Source organism: Bacillus sp. 2205SS5-2 (assembly GCF_037024155.1).
In the GTDB taxonomy this organism is placed as follows: Bacteria; Bacillota; Bacilli; order Bacillales; family Bacillaceae_K; genus Bacillus_CI.
In genome coordinates, this window is the sequence record NZ_JAYKTS010000001.1 from 100,196 (window position 1) to 120,196 (window position 20,001).

14 protein-coding genes and 1 pseudogene are annotated in these 20,001 nt (G+C 37.4%); 12 read left to right on the forward strand and 3 right to left on the reverse strand.

Annotated elements, in window-relative coordinates; all coding sequences use genetic code 11:
- The first annotated feature begins 129 nt into the window (after positions 1–129).
- From U8D43_RS00455 to U8D43_RS00495, 9 genes are all read left to right on the forward strand, one after another.
- Positions 130–1,101: an ABC transporter ATP-binding protein gene (locus U8D43_RS00455; RefSeq protein WP_335868971.1), complete on the forward strand. Its 972-nt coding sequence runs from the start codon at positions 130–132 to the stop codon at positions 1,099–1,101.
- A complete protein-coding gene (locus U8D43_RS00460) occupies positions 1,098–1,760 on the forward strand; it encodes an ABC transporter permease (protein WP_335868972.1) in 663 nt (220 codons plus the stop codon). Before U8D43_RS00455 ends, U8D43_RS00460 begins: the two co-directional genes overlap by 4 nt.
- Before the next feature lie 12 nt (positions 1,761–1,772).
- Positions 1,773–2,672: an ABC transporter substrate-binding protein gene (locus U8D43_RS00465; RefSeq protein WP_335868973.1), complete on the forward strand. Its 900-nt coding sequence runs from the start codon at positions 1,773–1,775 to the stop codon at positions 2,670–2,672.
- A 20-nt stretch (positions 2,673–2,692) separates the two neighbouring features.
- A complete protein-coding gene (locus tag U8D43_RS00470) occupies positions 2,693–3,100 on the forward strand; it encodes a CoA-binding protein (protein ID WP_442893533.1) in 408 nt (135 codons plus the stop codon).
- A 248-nt stretch (positions 3,101–3,348) separates the two neighbouring features.
- Positions 3,349–5,319 carry a DNA topoisomerase IV subunit B gene (parE, locus tag U8D43_RS00475; RefSeq protein WP_335868975.1) on the forward strand — a complete coding sequence of 657 codons (1,971 nt, stop codon included), beginning with the start codon at positions 3,349–3,351 and terminating at the stop codon, positions 5,317–5,319.
- Between the two features lie 3 nt (positions 5,320–5,322).
- Positions 5,323–7,761: a DNA topoisomerase IV subunit A gene (gene parC / locus U8D43_RS00480; protein ID WP_335868976.1), complete on the forward strand. Its 2,439-nt coding sequence runs from the start codon at positions 5,323–5,325 to the stop codon at positions 7,759–7,761.
- A 550-nt stretch (positions 7,762–8,311) separates the two neighbouring features.
- The gene (locus U8D43_RS00485; protein ID WP_335868977.1) at positions 8,312–9,385 is read left to right on the forward strand and encodes an ATP-binding protein; all 1,074 of its coding nucleotides are present in this window, start codon (positions 8,312–8,314) and stop codon (positions 9,383–9,385) included.
- Between the two features lie 81 nt (positions 9,386–9,466).
- Positions 9,467–10,231, forward strand: coding sequence for a YybI family spore inner coat protein (locus U8D43_RS00490; RefSeq protein ID WP_335868978.1), 765 nt, complete (start codon positions 9,467–9,469; stop codon positions 10,229–10,231).
- 832 nt (positions 10,232–11,063) lie between these two features.
- Positions 11,064–11,513 carry an NUDIX hydrolase gene (locus U8D43_RS00495; RefSeq protein ID WP_335868979.1) on the forward strand — a complete coding sequence of 150 codons (450 nt, stop codon included), beginning with the start codon at positions 11,064–11,066 and terminating at the stop codon, positions 11,511–11,513.
- A gap of 1,021 nt (positions 11,514–12,534) precedes the next feature.
- On the opposite strand, the gene U8D43_RS00500 is transcribed toward U8D43_RS00495, so the two are convergent.
- The 3 genes from U8D43_RS00500 to U8D43_RS00510 form a co-directional block, all read right to left on the reverse strand.
- Entirely contained in the window at positions 12,535–13,812 is a 1,278-nt protein-coding gene (locus U8D43_RS00500) for an MFS transporter (protein WP_335869134.1), read from the reverse strand.
- Positions 13,813–13,988: 176 nt separating this feature from the next.
- Entirely contained in the window at positions 13,989–14,654 is a 666-nt protein-coding gene (locus U8D43_RS00505; RefSeq protein ID WP_335868980.1) for an ArsR/SmtB family transcription factor, read from the reverse strand.
- Between the two features lie 424 nt (positions 14,655–15,078).
- Positions 15,079–15,957 carry a LysR family transcriptional regulator gene (locus U8D43_RS00510; protein WP_335868981.1) on the reverse strand — a complete coding sequence of 293 codons (879 nt, stop codon included), beginning with the start codon at positions 15,955–15,957 and terminating at the stop codon, positions 15,079–15,081.
- A gap of 108 nt (positions 15,958–16,065) precedes the next feature.
- Between U8D43_RS00510 and U8D43_RS00515 the strand changes: the two genes are divergently transcribed.
- From U8D43_RS00515 to U8D43_RS00525, 3 genes and pseudogenes are all read left to right on the forward strand, one after another.
- Entirely contained in the window at positions 16,066–17,148 is a 1,083-nt protein-coding gene (locus U8D43_RS00515; protein WP_335868982.1) for a citrate synthase/methylcitrate synthase, read from the forward strand.
- 1,314 nt (positions 17,149–18,462) lie between these two features.
- Positions 18,463–18,603: pseudogene (locus tag U8D43_RS00520) on the forward strand (helix-turn-helix domain-containing protein); the annotation flags it as partial.
- Positions 18,604–18,779: 176 nt separating this feature from the next.
- Entirely contained in the window at positions 18,780–19,940 is a 1,161-nt protein-coding gene (locus tag U8D43_RS00525; protein ID WP_335868983.1) for an alpha/beta hydrolase, read from the forward strand.
- Positions 19,941–20,001 lie beyond the last annotated feature (61 nt).

The following is a 20,001-nucleotide window of genomic DNA, read 5'->3' on the forward strand; positions in this document are numbered from 1 at the left end:
TGAATTAGCGCCAACACTCTCCAAATGAGAACGAATATTTTCTTTTTCGTGAAAAATTGTTTAACATAGAGAGTAAGGGGGAAAAATTTCCGTATCCTATCTAGACAAAGAAAAGTAGGTGAAGAAGACTTGATTACATTTAAAAATGTTACTAAATCATTTCAAGAGGGTACAATAGCGGTGAAAAACCTCAACCTTCATATTGAGAAAGGGGAACTAGTCGCTCTAATTGGACCTTCAGGTTGCGGGAAAACCACGACGATGAAGATGATTAACAAACTACTCCATCCGAATGAGGGATCGATCTTAATAGACGGTGAAGACATTGCTCATGTGAATGACGTAGAATTGCGCCGAAATATTGGGTATGTCATTCAACGAATTGGTTTACTCCCACATATGACGATAGAGGAAAACATCGCTCTTATTCCCAAACTGAAAGGCTGGGCAAAAGAGAAATGGAAGAAACGCGTAAAGGAATTACTGGAAATGGTCGATCTTGACCCAAATACATATTCTCACCGTTTTCCATTAGAATTAAGTGGAGGTCAACAACAGCGAGTAGGTGTGATTCGTGCCCTAGCCGCAGAACCACCAGTAATTTTAATGGACGAGCCATTTAGTGCGCTAGATCCCATTAGTCGCGAACAATTGCAAGACGAATTAAAACTAATTCAGGAAAAAATTCAAAAAACGATTGTCTTTGTCACACATGATATTGACGAAGCGTTGAAAATTGCCGATAGAATCGCAATAATGAAGGATGGTGTCATTCAACAAATAGCCACACCCACAGAGCTTATTTCTAACCCGAAAAATGAATTTATTACTCAATTTATCGGAGAGCACCGGCTAAAGAAAACACCGATACATAAAAGCGTTTCGTCACTGCAAATCTTAAAAACGATCCCCCACTCTAGCGTACCTTCCTCGGTTTCAATTCAGGAAGACGAGTCTATACAACGTGCGGCATCACTAATATTAACTGAAGATATCCCGTTTCTCCCCGTTAAAAGAAAAGAGGATACACTTGGTTACATCACAAAAGAGATTCTTCTTCGTGAGTTCGCTGATTTAGAGAAAGAAGGTGTGAGAGGATGAGTAATAACGTCTTCACCACTTTTTGGCAAACGGTTACCACCAGGCAGGATGACATTGTTGAAAACTTGATCGAACACCTGTATTTATCCTTCACATCCGTATTTATTGCCATATTAATTTCCATTCCACTCGGAATTTTTATATCTAGAAAAGAAAAATTTGCCGAGTTTTTTATTGGTGTTACCGCTGTGTTTCAAACGATACCTAGTTTAGCATTTTTCGGATTTCTAGTCCCTATTTTTGGGATTGGCAGTGTGACTGCTATTATTGCTTTAACACTATACGCATTACTTCCAATTCTTCGGAACACTTATACCGGAATCATTGGTGTTGATCAAGCTATAATTGAAGCCGGCAGAGGGATGGGAATGACAGGAATGCAAATTTTAAGGAAAATTGAGCTACCACTTGCATTACCTTTTGTCATGGCCGGCGTGCGAACAGCCACTGTTTTAACTGTTGGAGTCGCCACCCTCGCAACGTTTGTCGGTGCTGGTGGCTTAGGAGAACTTATTTATCGTGGTTTAACTTCATGGAATAATTACTTGGTGCTAGCAGGAGCTCTACCTGCTGCTTTACTTGCGATTTTCTTTGATTTCATCTTAAAGATGTTAGAAAAATCCGCAACACCAAAAGGGCTAAAAAATAAAAATATTTAAGGAGTGTCTTGGATGAAAAAACAAATTATTGCTGTCATCTCTGTATTTGTCATGATCTTTCTAGCAGGTTGTGGAAATGGAGAAGGTGATGAAAAAGATCCCATTGTTGTATCAGGGAAAAATTGGACAGAACAATACATTTTATCTCATATTCTCGCTCAATATATTGAAGGGAATTCTGACTATAAAGTGGACCTACAAGATGGTTTAGGGGAAGTTGCAGTACTAACTCCTGCTCTAGAAAAAGGGGATATTGACGTATATGTAGAATACACAGGTACAGGTCTTGAAGCGGTATTGAAGGAAACGACCGAGGAAGGCGAAACAGCAGAAGATGTTCTGAAGCGTGTAAATGAAGGCTATCAAGATAAATTTAAGGCAAAATGGTTAAAGCCACTAGGATTTGAAAATACCTACACTCTTGCATACCGAAAAGATGAAAACATAGATGCTGATACGTATTCGGATCTCGTTAACTTTTCAAGCGAATTGACATTTGGTGCTCCTCATCCGTTTTATGAGCGAACAGACGGATATGACGCATTAGTGAACCATTACGGCTTCGATTTTAAAGATACAGAGAGTTTTGACCCGAATATCATGTACGAAGCAGTAAAAAATGGCGATGTCGATGTCATTACTGCCTTTACGACGGACGCCCGAATCGATCGCTATGACTTAATATCAACAAAAGATGACAAAGGGTTATTTCCTCCGTACTATGCTGCACCGGTCGTGAGAGAAGAAACATTAGAAGCCTATCCTGAGTTAGAAGATTTACTGAATGACTTAGCGGGTCAGATTTCGGAAGAGGATATGCGTGAAATGAATGCAAAAGTCGATTTAGATAAAGAAACCTATGAATCTGTAGCAAAAGCGTTTCTTACCAATAAAGGACTAATAAAAGAATAAAAAACAGGAGTGAGACGATGATGGAGAATCCTTCAAGAGATGAGATAAAAACGATTTTACAAAAGGCGAAAACAATTGCGGTTGTTGGGCTAAGTGACAACCCAGAACGTACGTCATATATGATTTCAGAAGCCATGCAAAAAGCGGGCTATACAATCATCCCCGTCAATCCGATGGTCGACAAAGTTCTAGGTGAGAAAAGCCTTTCCTCCTTAAAAGAACTTACTCATCCAGTGGACATCGTCAATATTTTCCGTCGTTCTGAGTATTTACCTCAACTTGCAAAAGAATTTGACGAAATTGAGGCAGATGTATTTTGGTCACAGTTAGGTGTGATGAATGAAGAAGCCTATCAGTTTTTATCCAAAAAAGGGTATACCGTTATTATGGACCGCTGTATTAAAGTGGAGCATGCACTTACAAAATGAAGAAAAAAACAAGGGAATGTGGATTCTATCCCTTGTTTTTTTTGTGTATTTTTATTAAAAAAGGAATGTAAAGTCCATGCTATTAAAGAAATTGCATTTGCCAAATTCAAATAAAGCAGTAAAATAAAGCATAGACCGTTGCAGATTTTATGGTAAGATGAGTTAGCGAACAATTGTTCTTATATTGTACTTTTTATACTTTACGCTAACTAAACTGCACACCAGAGAAGGTTGAAAGGGGAATGTTCGTGGCCAAAGAAAAAGAAACCATGGATTATAATGATGATGCCATACAAGTGCTTGAAGGCTTAGAAGCTGTCAGAAAAAGACCAGGAATGTATATAGGGTCAACTGATACAAGAGGACTTCACCATCTTGTGTATGAAATTGTAGATAATTCAGTTGACGAAGCACTTGCCGGACACGGGAATCACATACGTGTCATCATACATAAAGATAATAGTATTTCCGTAAAAGATGATGGTCGAGGAATGCCGACTGGAATGCATAAAATGGGCAAACCAACACCTGAAATAATTTTAACTGTCCTTCACGCGGGCGGGAAATTTGGCCAGGGTGGCTATAAAACAAGTGGAGGTCTGCACGGAGTCGGTGCCTCAGTTGTGAATGCATTATCTGAATGGTTAACCGTGACCATCCAAAGAGATGGCTTTCAATATGAACAGCGATTTGAACATGGAGGAAAGCCAGTTACTACGCTCGAAAAAATCGGGAAGGCTAAACAATCGGGGACAACTCTCCACTTTAAACCCGATCCAATCATCTTTAGTACAACCACTTATAATTACGATACTCTTTGTGAAAGGCTCCGGGAATCTGCTTTCCTTTTAAAGGGGTTAAAAATTGAAATCATCGATGAACGACACACTGCTCAAGAGGTATTTCACTATGAGAATGGCATTGAAGCATTCGTTCAATATTTAAATGAAGGCAAAGATTCGTTACATCCAGTTGTCTCATTTGAAGGAGAGAACATTAATATTGAAGTCGATTATGCTTTCCAGTTTAATGATGGATTCTCTGAAAATGTTCTTTCGTTTGTTAATAATGTTCGAACCAAAGATGGTGGAACTCATGAATCTGGAGCAAAAGCGGCGATGACTAGGGTTATCAACGAATACGCACGAAAAGTCAGTTTGCTGAAAGACCGTGATAAAAACTTAGAAGGTGCCGATATCCGTGAAGGACTTGCTGCCGTAATTTCTGTTCGAATTCCAGAAGAACTCCTTCAATTTGAGGGACAAACAAAAGGGAAGCTTGGGACAAGTGAAGCACGATCAGCCGTTGACGCTGTAGTGAGTGAGCATTTGCAATATTTCTTAGAAGAAAATCCAGATATGAGTAACTTGCTAATTAAGAAATCGGTCAAAGCGGCACAAGCAAGAGAAGCTGCACGAAAAGCACGGGAAGAAGCTAGAAGCGGAAAGAAACGGAAGCGCTCGGAAACGGTGTTATCAGGAAAGCTTACACCAGCCCAATCTCGTAATCCTCAGCGAAATGAATTATATTTAGTTGAAGGTGATTCCGCCGGAGGCTCAGCCAAACAAGGAAGAGACCGAAAATTCCAAGCCATTTTGCCTCTACGTGGAAAAGTTATCAATACGGAAAAAGCCAAGCTCCAAGATATTTTCAAAAATGAAGAGATTAACACGATTATTCATGCTATTGGTGCGGGTGTTGGACATGATTTTAATTTAGAAGATACGAATTACGATAAAATTGTCATTATGACAGATGCCGATACAGATGGTGCTCATATACAAGTGTTATTGCTCACCTTTTTTTATAAATATATGAGACCTTTATTAGAAGCAGGAAAAATCTTTATCGCACTTCCACCTTTATTTAAAGTTAGTAAAGGAACCGGAAAAAAAGAAATTATTGAATATGCCTGGACCGAAGATGAGTTGCAATCAGCCATAAAGAAAGTCGGACGTGGTTATATCATTCAGCGATATAAAGGACTAGGTGAGATGAACGCCGATCAATTATGGGAAACCACCATGGATCCATCTACACGAACCTTAATTCGAGTCAGAATTGACGATGCAGCCCGTGCTGAAAAACGGATAACCACCTTGATGGGTGATAAAGTTGAACCGCGACGGAAATGGATCGAAAGCAATGTAGCTTTTGGTTTAGAAGATGATGCAAGTATATTAGAAAATGAAACAGTTACGGTCGCAGAGGAGGAATAGAACATGTCACAACAAGAGATATATCAAGACATGCCGCTAGAGGAAGTGCTTGGCGACCGGTTTGGGCGTTATAGTAAATATATTATTCAAGATCGAGCTTTACCTGATGCTCGAGACGGATTGAAACCGGTTCAGCGAAGAATTCTTTATGCCATGCATTTTGAAGGCAATACACATGAAAAAGGCTTCCGAAAATCTGCCAAAACGGTCGGAAACGTTATTGGTAATTACCATCCTCATGGAGATACATCTGTCTATGATGCTATGGTTCGAATGAGCCAAGACTGGAAAGTACGTAAATACTTAGTTGAAATGCACGGTAATAACGGAAGTATTGACGGGGATCCACCCGCAGCCATGCGTTATACAGAAGCGCGTTTATCTGCCATTTCAACGGAACTTCTACGAGACATTGAAAAAGACACCGTAGAATTTATTCCGAATTTCGATGATACCGCAAAAGAGCCGACTGTTCTTCCTGCGCGTTTCCCGAACTTATTGGTAAATGGATCGACCGGAATCTCGGCAGGTTATGCAACCGATATCCCTCCTCACCAACTGGGGGAGGTCATTGACGGAGCCATTATGAGAATGGACAACCCCTTCTGTACGGTGGACGAGTTAATGAAGGTTATATCAGGCCCTGACTTTCCAACCGGTGGCATCATTCAGGGAACAGACGGAATTAAAAAAGCGTATGAAACAGGGAAAGGAAAGTTTATCATTCGTGGAAAAGCCGCTATTGAAGATATGCGAGGTGGAAAACAACAAATTGTGATTACAGAAATTCCCTTTGAAGTAAACAAAGCCAATCTCGTAAAAAGAATCGATGAGTACCGTGTCGACCGCAAAGTAGAAGGCATGGCAGAGGTCCGAGATGAGACGGACCGAACTGGACTTCGAATCGTAGTCGAACTAAAACGTGAAGCGGATGCGACTGGAGTCCTCAATTACCTCTATAAAAACACGGATTTGCAAATAGCGTACAATTTTAACATGGTAGCCATTCATAAACGCCGCCCGATGTTAATGGGGCTGAGAGAACTATTAGATGCCTATATTGCCCACCAAAAAGAAGTGGTCACTAAACGATCTCAGCATGATTTACAAAAAGCGAAAGACCGCGATCACATTGTAGCAGGCCTAATGAAAGCCTTATCGATTTTAGATGAAGTCATCACCACAATTCGGGCTTCTAAAGATAAAAAAGATGCAAAGAACAACCTTCAATTACAATTTGACTTTACGGAAGCACAATCTGAAGCCATTGTTTCTTTACAACTTTATCGATTAACAAATACTGATATCACGGCTCTCCAACAAGAGGCAGATGAACTTGCAAAAATTATCGAAGAGCTTTCAACAATTCTTCAAAGCGAGAAAAAATTGGCTTCGGTGATCAAAAGTGAATTAAGAGCGATCAAAAAGAAATTTAATGATGAACGTCGAACCAAAATTCAAGCTGAAATTGAAGAACTGAAAATTAACTTAGAAGTCCTCGTAGCATCTGAGGATGTTATGGTTTCTATTACAAAGGAAGGGTATATCAAGCGTACTAGTCTCCGTTCCTATGCCGCTTCAAATGGACAAGACTTGGCGATGAAGGAAGCTGACCGCTTATTGACTCAATTCGAAATCAATACAACGAATAAACTTCTTGTATTCACGAATAAAGGTAATTACCTCTTCTTTCCAGTCCATGAATTACCTGATATTCGCTGGAAAGACCTCGGCCAACACGTAGCAAGTCTCATTAGCATCGACCGAGATGAACAGATTGTGAAAGCTATTCCGGTAAAAGATTTTAACACGCCACACTTTTTATTATTCGTCACGAAAAACGGAATGACCAAGAAAACAGAATTAAGCTCTTACCAAGCACAACGCTACTCAAAACCCCTTGTTGCGATTAATTTAAAGGGTGATGATGAAGTTATTGACGTGCACGTTACAACAGGTGAGGAGGATATATTCTTAGCTACCCAGAATGGATATGGGCTTTGGTTCTCAGAGGAAGAAATCACCACTGTAGGACCTCGTGCAGCGGGGGTAAAAGGAATTAATTTAAAAGAAGATGATTTCGTTGTCGCCGGGAAGATGATATCGAAGGATGATACCCCTTCAATATTTATTGTCACACAGCGTGGAGCGGTTAAGAAAATGAAGTTAGCTGAATTTGAAAAATCGACTCGAGCAAAACGTGGACTCATCATGCTACGAGAATTGAAAGCGAATCCGCATCGCATAACGGGGGTGCAACTCGTTCATCTAGGCGACACCGTGTGCATCGCAACTACCAAGGGCATCATAGAAGAAATAAGGATGTCTGAACTGAGAAACAACGACCGCTACAGCAACGGGTCTTTTGTTCTTGATGAAGACGATGCTGGCAAAACGATCGAATCTTGGATTAAATTAAATCCCGGTGAACATAAGAAATAACTATTATGTAATCATAAATGAATAGGTAACTTACCATTATTCACAAAGGCTGTTTTCGCTAAGATTGTCGCTTTTGGAATAAAAAGGAATCCCTTGACTTGTATGATTTCGTTCTCGTTTCAAATGAAAAATTCTACATTTTTAGCTAAAAAAGAAGAAATCAATCGAAAAAATCCTACTGCCTTTTTTTTCTTTGTGTCAGGAGTAACCATATATACGAAAAGAGCCTTCAAAAAAAACGCTTGAACATCTTCCAAGCGTTTTTTTTGTTAGTTGAAAATTAAATCAAACATAGTGAGCGCTAACAAAAACATATTTTCATTTAGGTTATAAAAACCCTCACAAAGACGCTTAATGCCGAAATTAATTTCATTAGTATAGTTATACCTACTATTACGGAAAACCGTTTACATTAGCGGTACAGTCGCTTTTATGCGATAATAGGTAGGTCAATAGATTTATCTTCAAGGAAAAATGTTATTCTTGAAAAAGATTATGATACTATAGATATAAATACTAAAATTTCATTGCTTTTAGGAGATGAGTCAATATGGATGATTTATTTTTTTCAGCTAGTCACCCGATTAAGACGAAAGACTTTTTTATTTCTTCCTTTAACGATACGCCCCAGAAAGCGATATTAACCATACTTGACCTCAAAGGAAACATTACCTATGTTTCTCCGAATGTCGAATCTATTCTTGGTTATCCTAGTCATTATTTTACTGGTCAAAATTGCAAGAAATTGATTCACAAAGAGGATTGGGAAGGCTGGATCGATCATGAAAAGGACACCTATAAGCGTTATTCTTTTATACAATATCGAATGGTCACCATGGATGGAAAGGAGATCTGGTTAGAATCGGTATTTGTCATTGTACCTACTAAAGAAGGCTCTCAACCCTTCGATGAGTATGTATTGCTGTCTCGTGATATATCCGATCGAAAGCGAATGGAAGAAGCCCTCATTGCGAATGAAAAACTGGCAGCTGTCGGCAAATTAGCAGCTGGAATTGCCCATGACATCCGCAACCCGTTAACAACGATCAAAGGATTCTTAGATTTAATGATCTCAGGTACATATGATCCTGTTTATTTAGAGATAATGAAAACAGAAGTGGAGAGAATGAATTTAATTACCAATGAATTGATGCTCTTAGCCAAGCCAACTAAAAAAGAAATTGTCACCTTTGATATTCAACAAATTATTCGGGAAACATTAATGTTGCTAGACACAGAAGCATTCAAACAGCATGTTCAGTTTTCAACTGAGTTCACCGAAAACCCCGTCATAATTTCTGGGGATCCTTATCAAATAAAACAAGCCTTGATAAATATTATTAAAAATGCCATCGAGGCCATCCCTCTTAAAGGCTTTATTTACATAAGAGTCCGACATACCCATTCAGTCTGCTTGATTGAAATAGAAGATGAAGGTTGCGGCGTATCAAAAGAAGTGATCAATCTTCTTGGAAAGCCATTTTTTACGTCAAAAGAAACAGGCAATGGGCTTGGACTAATGATGTGTCATCATATTATCCAACATCATAAAGGCAATATAAACTTCTCAAGTCAGGAAGGCCATGGAACAACAGTGACCATTCAATTGCCACTTACTACATAAAAAAGATTCCCTCTACTACATAAAAATTCCTTTCCTGGAGAAAGTACAAGTATCGTACTATTTCAAAAAGGAGAGAGCTGTATGCATAAAGAGTTGCTGTATGCTTTTATGGCATTTTTTGTCCTATCACTTAATGTTGTCGTCGTTGCGTATGCCGTTGAAAATCAATCGGAAAAAGGATCTTTTATTGATTCTTGGGAGATAGACGTGACGGGAGATGGTGTGAACAACAAAGTAACCTTATATGGTTTACCGTATGATGAAGATAGTCCATATTTTAAAGAAGTATGGTCAACGGTTCAAACAGCATCAGGAGAAAACCTACAGATTGACTATAAACCGGGGTATGAGCCCACTCTTCAATTTGAAGATTTAAATCATGATTTGGTGCTTGACATCTTTTATTCAAGTCCAACTGGAGGGAGCGGGGGATTATCAAATTATGCCCTTCATACCACGAAAGATAATGAAATTACTGACATAACTATTCCAAAACCATTACATATTTCAGGGGAATTCCAAGAAAACTATCAGGCTCAGATTGACTTTTTAGATACCGAGCAATCGTTTCAAGTTGATTTGTCAAAGCGAAAAGAAGATTATGGGCGACTGGGTATTTATAAAAATGGAAAACTTCTCAAACCAACTAAATTAATGATTGCGCCCTATTCTTTCCTTGAAATCGTTGAGATAAAAGACAAAAAAGGAAAAGGACTTAAAGGATCTCAACAAATCAGCGGAGCATACAATGCTGATTCAATTGGTTTAGCACAATCATTTTGGTTTTATGAGGAAGATAGCTGGTCGCTACAAAAAGCGAAATGGAAACCATATAAAGCAGATTAATATTTTGATTTTTTTCATTAATTGAATAGCAAGATAGGGAATAGGAAGTCTTCAGTAGGCTTTCTATTTTTTATATAAGGGTGTTTTCGCAAAGATTGTGGCTATTCGAATAGGAAGATACCACCTGATTTGTATGACTTCATGCTCTTTTCCTAATGAAAACTTTTCCATCTCTAGATAAAAAGTAAAAAATCAGTCAAAAAACCTTACTGCCTGTTTTTTCTTTGTGCCATTAGCAACAAAGTATACGAAATGAGCCTTATATAAAGATAGCTGATAGCTAGTTTAAAATAGTACCTAATAGCAAACAACTAAATTTTCAAAGCTGCTAATAGAAAGAGTAAATCCCGAAGATAGTATGATCTATTTAAATCGCTAGTTATTAAACTACTCGAAAATCAAGTAATAGCGTACTATAGATAACGATATTTATATAATAGATAATAGATAAGTCAAGATATTTCAGTACTATCTATTATCTATCATTTGCTAGGAAAGAGTAGTTACCAAGTATTATCTCGTTAGTTCGATAAGAGTGTTTTCGCAAAGATTGTGGCTTTACGAACCCGTTTATTTTTGATAGAACTCAACAGTGAAATGGGAGATATAATGAAATAGCCACGATATATATCAAACGAGCCTTCGATAAAAAGCAAGGAGATGACTTTTTTGTCTAAGATTGTTTTCTTAAAAAATATTACTATTTAACCCAGTCAAGAATCTATTAGATTGCTTTTTTTCAATTACGAAATACTTTTTTAAAATAGAGGATTAAAGAGTAAAGAGACTATTTACAAAATGGAGGTAGACACATGAAAATGGAGGTAGACACATGAAACGAGTCGATGTAGCAAGCACGTTTATTTTAGATGAATCTAGAACGAAGGTTTTAATTGTCAAGAACGTTCGCGGGGAATCTTTTGACTACAGCTTACCCGGTGGAGCGGTAGAAGTAGGTGAAACATTAGCGGAAGCAGCGATAAGGGAAACAAAAGAAGAGAGCGGTTATGATGTAAGGGTCAATGGTGTACTTTCTATACACGAAGCTTTCTTTCAGGAAAAAAATCATCATGTGGTCTTTTTCACTTTTACTGCGGAAGTATCTGGTGGGGCAATCGAGATTTCGCAGCCAGATGAAATTCTCGATGTCCGTTGGGTTACGATTGAAGAAGCTCATTCTATGTTAATAGATAGGCAAATTGATATAAAAAAATATGCGCATCAACAAGGTAGAGCTGAACATGTGATCCGAAACCAGCTAAAAATAGACAAGAATGGGTGATTTAGGCACTGAGAATCTGTAGCGCAAATTCAGAGTGATACTTTCCCCAATGATATTTCACTTTTGGAATTCATAAATAGAACATGATCTGTTTAAGAGGAATGATATTTTCATATCAGAACAAATGTTCTCGTTTTGTAAAATGAGCATATTTTAGTAAGGTACTTGTCGTAGATAGAGTGGCTATTTCATATTGATTTTTGATAAAATCGTCTATTTCACTGTTGAATTCCATCAAGAGTAGACGTATTGATGCCCGAAACAAAGCTATATGACCGTTTATAGACTGGTTCGAAAAGCCAAAAACGTTGTGAAAACAACCTTAAATAAAATCAAAACAGTAATAGGATAGGTGTCTAGTTGTGTAAAACATAATGCCCAAACACATGGTAGGTGTCCTAACGGAAATGTTGAATATATGGATAAAATTCTTATTTTAATACTAATTACAGGTATTTCCGCAAATACACAGGTGTTGGGGAGATTTTACAAAGAAAAGATGAATAGAATTAGTGTTGTGGTCTGGACAGTCGTGCTGATTCCTTTCATAGGTCTGTACTTTTCCACATCCCGAGATCACCTTGATCATAAGTGAGAAGCGGTGTAGAGATGTATTTACATCTGCTGACAACCTCGATGAGAAGAAAGCATTTATTTCTAAATAGAACAAACGTTCTCAAGAGGGAAAAAGGGCACTTTTCTGTACTTATAGGCTAAAAAACTGCTGAAAAAAATATCGTTTAATCATTTTCTTGAGCGGTGAGACGTTAAACATGTTTATAAAGCATTTAAATAAAGGTTGATTTCGCAAAAATTGTGCCTTTGAATAAAACTAAATCCCATGAATTGCGTGACTTCGCGGTCTATTTCAATTAAGGTTTTTTTGATTTCTAAATCAAAGGTAAGAAAAAGCCTTATTGTCTGTTTTTCTTTGTGCCAAGACTCACAATGTACCCGAACAGAGCAAAATAAAAAGGAAATGAAGTCAAATAATGCCTCATTTCCTTTTTTCTTGAAAATTTTATCCTTTATTTTGATTGCTTCGGGACCAAATAACAACGGGGATAAGTAGGAGTGAAAGGGTTGCTCCGACAAATGAGAGGATCTCATAACTCGATTGAGCAACAATCAACCCTGAAAGCACTCCACCAGATGCACCAGCCAACGCGATCAAGACATCAACTGCTCCTTGCGTCTTAGCTCGGGTGGTTGGATGAGTTGAATCCACTATGAGGGCTGTACCACTAATTAATCCAAAGTTCCAACCAAGTCCTAGCAAAATAAGTGCGAAAATCAATACTATTAAAGAATCAGAAGGTGCAACTGCTGCTATCACCCCGGCAGCTAGTAGAATGACTCCAGAAGCGATTGCCATTATTGTCCGTCCAATCTTGTCCACGAGGATACCAGTCACGAGTGAAGGGAGGTACATAGCACCTATATGGAACCCGATTACAAGTCCTACTTCTTTTAAGCTATGTCCATAATGGCCCATATGTACAGGGGTCATTGTCATTATGGCTACCATAACAATTTGAGTTAAGACCATGATCGTGGCCCCAACAACGACTCCGCGACTATTTAGTGGTAAGATTTCAGAATCCGATTCAAATACATTTACCTCATCTTCTTTTTTTATAGTTGCAATAGCTTTTGCAACTATAAGCGGGTCAGGTCGAAGTAAAATTATTAGTATCAAACCAGCAGAAATATAGGCTGCTGCTGCAAGAATGAAAGGACCTGCTAGAGCAGGAACACCGATGGACAAAGCAAATCGGCCCATGACCCCAACCAAGTTTGGACCGGCAACAGCACCAAATGTGGTTGAAACCATCGCAATACTGATTGCTGTTGCTCGCTGAGTAGGTTGAGCTAAGTCTGTACCCGCATAACGTGCTTGTAAGTTCGTTGCAGTTCCTGCACCATATATTAATAAGGAGGCAAAAAGCAGAAAAACATTTCCGTTTAAGGAAGAAATCACAACTCCAATCGCTCCAATACCCCCGGTTAAAAATCCCGTTGCAAGACCTGAACGACGTCCAAAACGTTGGGATAGGCGACCAACTAGTAGAGCAGCTCCAGCAGAACCGAGAGTAAATAGTGCTACTGGAACCCCGGCAAAACTATCTGTACCTAACATATCTTGAGCGAGGAGGGCTCCAACCGTTACTCCCGCTGCAAGACCAGCTCCTCCAAAAATTTGAGAAAGGACAACGATGAACAGCGTCTTTCGATATAGTTGTTTCTGCTTTTCTGGAGAATCAATGTAACTTTGTATCAAAGCTGCTTGATATTCCATCCCTTTTGTTCCAGCAAATTTATTTGATAACACTCAGACCTCTTTCCGAAGGTGCTAAATTATGACATATGTTGAATTCTACCATAACTATGTCCTCCTAAACGTTGTAGTTTACATTAGATTTGATTTGAAGGAAAGCCCCTGTTCACCTAGAACTGGCATTCAATAAAAAATTCTTAATTTCTCTCTTCCTGCATATTAAATTGCTTCCAATCTTGAACACTTTTATCTAATCGAAATGCATTAATCCCTTTTGTTTTCAATAACTCAACAGCTACAACTGACATTAAACAATAGGGCCCTCTGCAATAAGCGATGACATCTTTGTTAGATGGCAGAGATGCTAGCTTTTTTTGAAGCTCTTCAATCGGAATGGATATTGCACCTGGAATATGAGCTTGTTCATATTCATCTTTTGGTCGTACATCTAATAGCAAAACTTCTCCATATTCCATCCGAATTTTTAAATCTGATAGCGATAGCCTCTCCATCTCTAATTGCGGATTGAGAAATTCTTTTTTAATAGATTGTACTTGAACCAATTGTTTCTCAGATAAACTATGAAAAGAACTCATAAAATCTGATACCTTAGAATCGGCAAGTTCATAGATAACGAAATTCCCTTGTTTAGTGTAATTAACTAATCTGGCGTTATGGAGCGTCTGCAAATGTTGTGACACATTGGCAGCAGTCATGCCTGTACTTTTAGCTAATCGTTCAACTGATTTTGGACTTTGTGATAAGAGATCTATTATTTCTAACCTTTTCGGACTTGAGAGACTTTTTCCGATACGAGCGAACTCTTGATATAACCGGTCCTTTAATATTCTTTCATCAACCAATTTACTATCACCTCAACTATTCAATAGAGTTATTGAATAGTTTTATTGTATTCGTTCCGTATTCTTGGGTCAATGTCATAGTTTCATTTTCAAACAATGCCAACTATTCTTGACTTGTCCTAGATTAATAAATTCGTTAAAAAATGTAGGGCTTCACGTCCTAGACGAGAAGTACTGGTGTAGGGAGATTATCCTAAGTTGACCGTAAATTTTCTCTCGTCATAATAACAATCAAACAAAACGTCAATTCAATTCTATGTTCAAAGTAAATTCCATGATCGATGACGAAGAAGAATGACATAGCGCGGGGATTTATACAAATTCCGTATTCAAAAACAACGAAAAGCGGATGTCTTTAAGCAAAACGAAAACTCTTTGAGACTAGTTATTTCTTTTTGTAAATACTTCAGAAATTCTCCATTGATTAAAGTCTGAATTGAGAAAGAAACGCCAAAAATTCGCTTTGCTTCTGATGTCGATACTTCATAATTGCAAAAGTTTCAGCTTCAGGAAGGGGAACTATTTTTGACTCGACCTCCAATAATCTCCCTTCTAATAACTCTCTTCTGACAGTAGAAGACGGAAGATAAGAAACCCCTAGCCCTTCCACGATAAATCGTTTAGTTATATGAGAATGGGAAACCTTCATCATCTTCGTTTTCGGATAAATATGCATTATTTTTTTACAAAGTGCTTCCCAATAACCAGGATGATTATGTGTGAGCAAGCGATTGGTTGATAAAATCTCTTCTTCATCTAGCGGGTAAGCAGATTCAAAATCTCTGCCATCATGTGGGGCTACTAAGATGATCTTATCTTTAGAAAGAAGAGTAGTTTCTAAGTCTGGATGGTAACTCTCAAGGACTGAAAGACCCAAATCCACGTTCTCTGAGAATACGGCATTTTCAATATCGACAGAATCAATAATCTGGACAGAAACTTCGACATCAGGATGTTTTTTGACATACTGCTTTAAGACATAAGGGAGAATCGTGTCTGCAATGAGCGGCGAAATCGCCAGTATTAGCTCAGTGGTATAGCCTTGAGTAAAAGATTGGAGATCTTGTCGAGCTTGTTCATGCACCGCAAGTAGCTTCTTCACGTGCTTGTAATAGCGACGACCAGCTTCTGTCAATTTGATTTTCTTTCCTTCGCGCTGAAACAATAACACTCCTAACTCTTTTTCTAATTGCTTTATATGTACAGTGACGGTTGGTTGTGAAATATATAATGCGTCAGCGGTTTTTCGGAAATTTCCTATTTCAGCAGCGAGTAAGAAAGTTTTCATCCAAGTAAATTCCATTTTGTTCCTCCTTATTAACAAATATTATCAAGTTAATTAAAAATATTCAATATTCTTAATTAACAAATTATTATACACTATTATTAACAAAAGGAGGGGATAACGATTATGTTTATTGAAGGATTAAAGGGAGTCGTAGCAGCTCAAACAAGAATTAGTGCGATTGATGGGATGAAAGGGAGGTTGATTTACAGAGGTATCGATGTACATTCATTAGCCATGCAGTATTCATTCGAGGAAGTATCATATTTACTTTGGTATGGACACTTACCGTCAGTGGAATCATTAGCTGCATTAAAAGCTGAAATGAGTTGTCAGCGAACTCTATCGACAACAATCAAAAGACTCATGGAACATCTACCTACAAATATGGACTCGATGAGCATGCTTAGAACCGTCATATCCGCTGAGGGAACGCAAGAATATCAATGGAAACCGACCATCGCAGAGGCCATTAAACTAACGGCTATGATCCCTAGTATAATAGCCTATTGGCATCGAAAAGAGAAGGGATTATCAATAATTGAGCCTAATCCACAGTTTGATCATGTCGAAAACTATTTATATATGTTAACAGGAGAAAAACCAACGCTCGCACAGATAAAAGCATTAGAAACCTACATGGTATTAACATTAGAACACGGAATGAATGCTTCAACATTCTCTGCAAGAGTCACAGCATCAACTGAATCGGATTTAGTTTCCGCAATCACATCTGCCATTGGGACAATGAAAGGACCTCTTCACGGTGGTGCACCTTCGGGAGTTATTTCCTTATTATCAGAAATAGGGGTAGCTGAAAAAGCAGAACCGGTGATTCGTAAAAAGCTATTAAGTGGAGAGAAACTTATGGGATTTGGCCATCGGGTCTATAAAACGCATGACCCGAGAGCCGTCGCACTTCGTGAATCACTGCTAGAAGTAGAAGGGGAGGATGAATGGTTAGATCTTGCCATGACTGTCGAAAATGTGGCCATTAAGGTCCTGAATGAGTTAAAACCAGGAAGATCACTATATACAAATGTAGAATTTTATGCGGCAGCGATAATGAAATCCATTGCATTGCCATCAACGTTATTTACACCTACTTTTACCGCCAGTCGTATTGTAGGGTGGAGTGCGCATGTTTTAGAGCAAGCAGAGAATAACCGCATTTATCGACCTCAAGCTGAATATATTGGCAGCAAGTAAATAACTAGCTTTTTCATAGAAAAAGAAGGATGATAATAACATTGTTATGTAAACTAAAAATCAATAAAATATATTGAGTGAAAGCAGTCATTCGATTAATCAAATGACTGCTGAAAATTAAAAACGAGTTTAAGTAGGAAAAACCCAAAATTCTATAAGAGCCGATCATCCAGTTTTAATAAAATGAAATGGAGGATTTAGTCAAAAATCAGGTGAAATAGCCACAATGTATACGAAATGAGCCAAATTAAAAGGACATGTAGAATTTCTTTTGGTTAAATTAGATTTACCATAACAGAAAAAATATTGCTGCTGGAATAATTATTAGTGAGATACAATTATTAATATAAGATTTTATAAATTTAATGAAGCTAACTGAATAAATCTATATTTTTTCATTCCGTCTCACTATAAGTAGTATACTTTTGATATGAGACTAAATATCATATCTTTATTCGACTTTCTATAATATATATTATGTAAACTAGATAAAAATCTTAAGAGAGCCACAACAAACAGGTCTTCTCTTCTGACGAGTTGCACAAAAGTATAAACTAAAATTCCATAAAAGAATAAACTCCTATACTCCTCTCTTTTTTGTATTAGATCATTATGAAGTATTGAACGTTAACACCAGAATGTTGAAACGAATATTCAGGTGTTTTTTCTCGAATTAACTTTTAAAATCTACGCAATGTTATAAGCTGCTTTTGCATAATCATTTTATTTCACTTATCATACAATTTCATGCTTTTCACAGCTATTACTAAAGTTCATTAACTCCTGTATCGCTAAGCAATTATTAAAAGTAGAAATTTTGCTCTATTATATAATAGTTTATCTTGATGTAGATCTATTACAACTCCTTGAAAAAGCTGATTATTTAATAAGTCCCATTTAGGATTATAAATATCTAAGTAAATACTAGAACCTTCTAGAGTTTTCTTAATTCGATAATAATCAAACTTCAATACTCTTGTTTAAACATCTAATAGTAATTGCCTAGTTTTGCGCTTTTCAATATTGAATTTTTGATATAAGTTTGCGTACATCATATCATAACGAGATGATCCGAGTTTTGGTTCATCCCATATTGTTGGTTTTATTTTAATACCATTTTCAAAGCCTCTATAATCTCTTGTGTAATTTACAAACATATTCCATAGATAATATGTTTCCGTTTCTATATTTAATCAAAACTGTTCTGCAATTGAACCTCTTGCTATTTCTTTTACATAAGATGTGCTTTCTCTTCCTACCTATATCTACAATGCCTTTTTAAGGACTTATAAATTGATACTGAGTTCAGATATAAGGTATCATAAAAATCACGCAGGAATGAATTATGCAGTAAAGCTATATAAAGAAGGAAATATGACTGTAAATCAAATTTGTGAAATTACAAATGTGTCTAGAGCTTCATTATATAGAAAGCTATCAGAAGAGAACAAATAGTCCTTCCTTACCCCATTATCAAGAAAAGGGCCATATTGTTGAAGATTATTGTGCAGATGATGTTATAAGGGGTTGTGGCAAAAGAGTCAAAAATGTTCGCTTTATATTGAAGGAAACAAAGAGAAATTGTTGAAGAATATTGAGAGTAATTATTTTGGGATGAAAAGAGGGGTTATATGGAAATTAAAGAGGTTCAGAGTCCATTTTACGGCCAAAACAGCGATAACGAGTTATATGAAACAATTAAATCGAGGGGTACACCGATCATTGAAACTGACAATGACGGGGTTTATATCCATTTTATATATTTTGGGAATCAAGGGACAAATTCGGTTCATATTTTAGGAAGTTTCCCGGGATGGGAGTTAGAGAAGGGTGAAATGGTTAAGTTAGAGGGCTCCCATATTTGGGTAAAATCCTTTAAAATAAGTCATCCTCTAGCTAGCACCTATTATTTTTCCGTCAATGATAACTATGGAGACAATTGGGGAGAACGCTTTAAACATTTTGTGACAGATCCGTTAAACCCTAGTAAAATGATTTTTTCTGAATCACCAACCGACAAACAAAAAAATAATACTGAGTTGTCTTACTTGACTTTCAACGAAGCTATTCATTCTGTGGATTTCCCTTCTAAGAACCCTAATATTGTGAAACACACCTTCACCAGTGAGCGATTAAATAATCAGCGAAACCTTTGGAGCTATGATCCTATTAAAAACGTTGATACACCGAAGAATCTACTAATTATTTTTGATGGGTCTCAATATACAGAAGCTGTTCCTGTTGCCAATATGATTGATTATTTGCATGAAGAGGGCAAACTATCTCCAACAATAATGGTTGGTGTAGATAGTCCTGATCGTTCTAATGAATTTAATGGGAATAACTCGTTTAATGCATTTTTAACCCAAGAATTACTCCCTTGGATTCAAAGTAACTTCAATGTTAGCCATAACCCTCAACAAACCGCTTTATGCGGGGCAAGCCTGGGTGGTTTGGCATCCTTTTATGCTGCAGTCCATCATCCAGATCTTTTTGGAAAAGTCCTTTCACAATCAGGTTCTTTTAACCGAAAAAAAACAGGAGAATACCACGACAAGTATTGGTCGGTTGATTATCTAGAGTCCATACCTAGACTACCAATTCGTATCTATATGAATGCAGGGCGACTTGAAATGGAGGACTTGCAAAAAGCGAATTTAATCACTTACCAAACACTTATGAATAAGGGTTACGACGTAAAATATGATGTATTTAGCGGAGGCCACGATGTTCTCTGGTGGCGTGAAACGTTTCTGGCTGGCTTGGAGTATTTATTTTGTGTAAATGAATGATCACATGATGGCTTGGGATGTTACAACGTTATTTTATTCAAGAAAATGGCGCTTTATGAAG

What these genes read in the sequence shown, in the direction of transcription:
- U8D43_RS00460 (WP_335868972.1), top strand. Translation starts at nt 1,098, where the DNA reads ATGAGTAATAACGTCTTCACCACTTTTTGGCAAACGGTTACCACCAGG.
- U8D43_RS00465 (WP_335868973.1), top strand. Translation starts at nt 1,773, where the DNA reads ATGAAAAAACAAATTATTGCTGTCATCTCTGTATTTGTCATGATCTTT.
- U8D43_RS00470 (WP_442893533.1), top strand. Translation starts at nt 2,693, where the DNA reads ATGGAGAATCCTTCAAGAGATGAGATAAAAACGATTTTACAAAAGGCG.
- parC (WP_335868976.1), top strand. Translation starts at nt 5,323, where the DNA reads ATGTCACAACAAGAGATATATCAAGACATGCCGCTAGAGGAAGTGCTT.
- U8D43_RS00485 (WP_335868977.1), top strand. Translation starts at nt 8,312, where the DNA reads ATGGATGATTTATTTTTTTCAGCTAGTCACCCGATTAAGACGAAAGAC.
- U8D43_RS00490 (WP_335868978.1), top strand. Translation starts at nt 9,467, where the DNA reads ATGCATAAAGAGTTGCTGTATGCTTTTATGGCATTTTTTGTCCTATCA.
- U8D43_RS00495 (WP_335868979.1), top strand. Translation starts at nt 11,064, where the DNA reads ATGAAACGAGTCGATGTAGCAAGCACGTTTATTTTAGATGAATCTAGA.
- U8D43_RS00500 (WP_335869134.1), bottom strand. Translation starts at nt 13,812, where the DNA reads ATGGAATATCAAGCAGCTTTGATACAAAGTTACATTGATTCTCCAGAA.
- U8D43_RS00510 (WP_335868981.1), bottom strand. Translation starts at nt 15,957, where the DNA reads ATGGAATTTACTTGGATGAAAACTTTCTTACTCGCTGCTGAAATAGGA.
- U8D43_RS00515 (WP_335868982.1), top strand. Translation starts at nt 16,066, where the DNA reads ATGTTTATTGAAGGATTAAAGGGAGTCGTAGCAGCTCAAACAAGAATT.
- U8D43_RS00525 (WP_335868983.1), top strand. Translation starts at nt 18,780, where the DNA reads ATGGAAATTAAAGAGGTTCAGAGTCCATTTTACGGCCAAAACAGCGAT.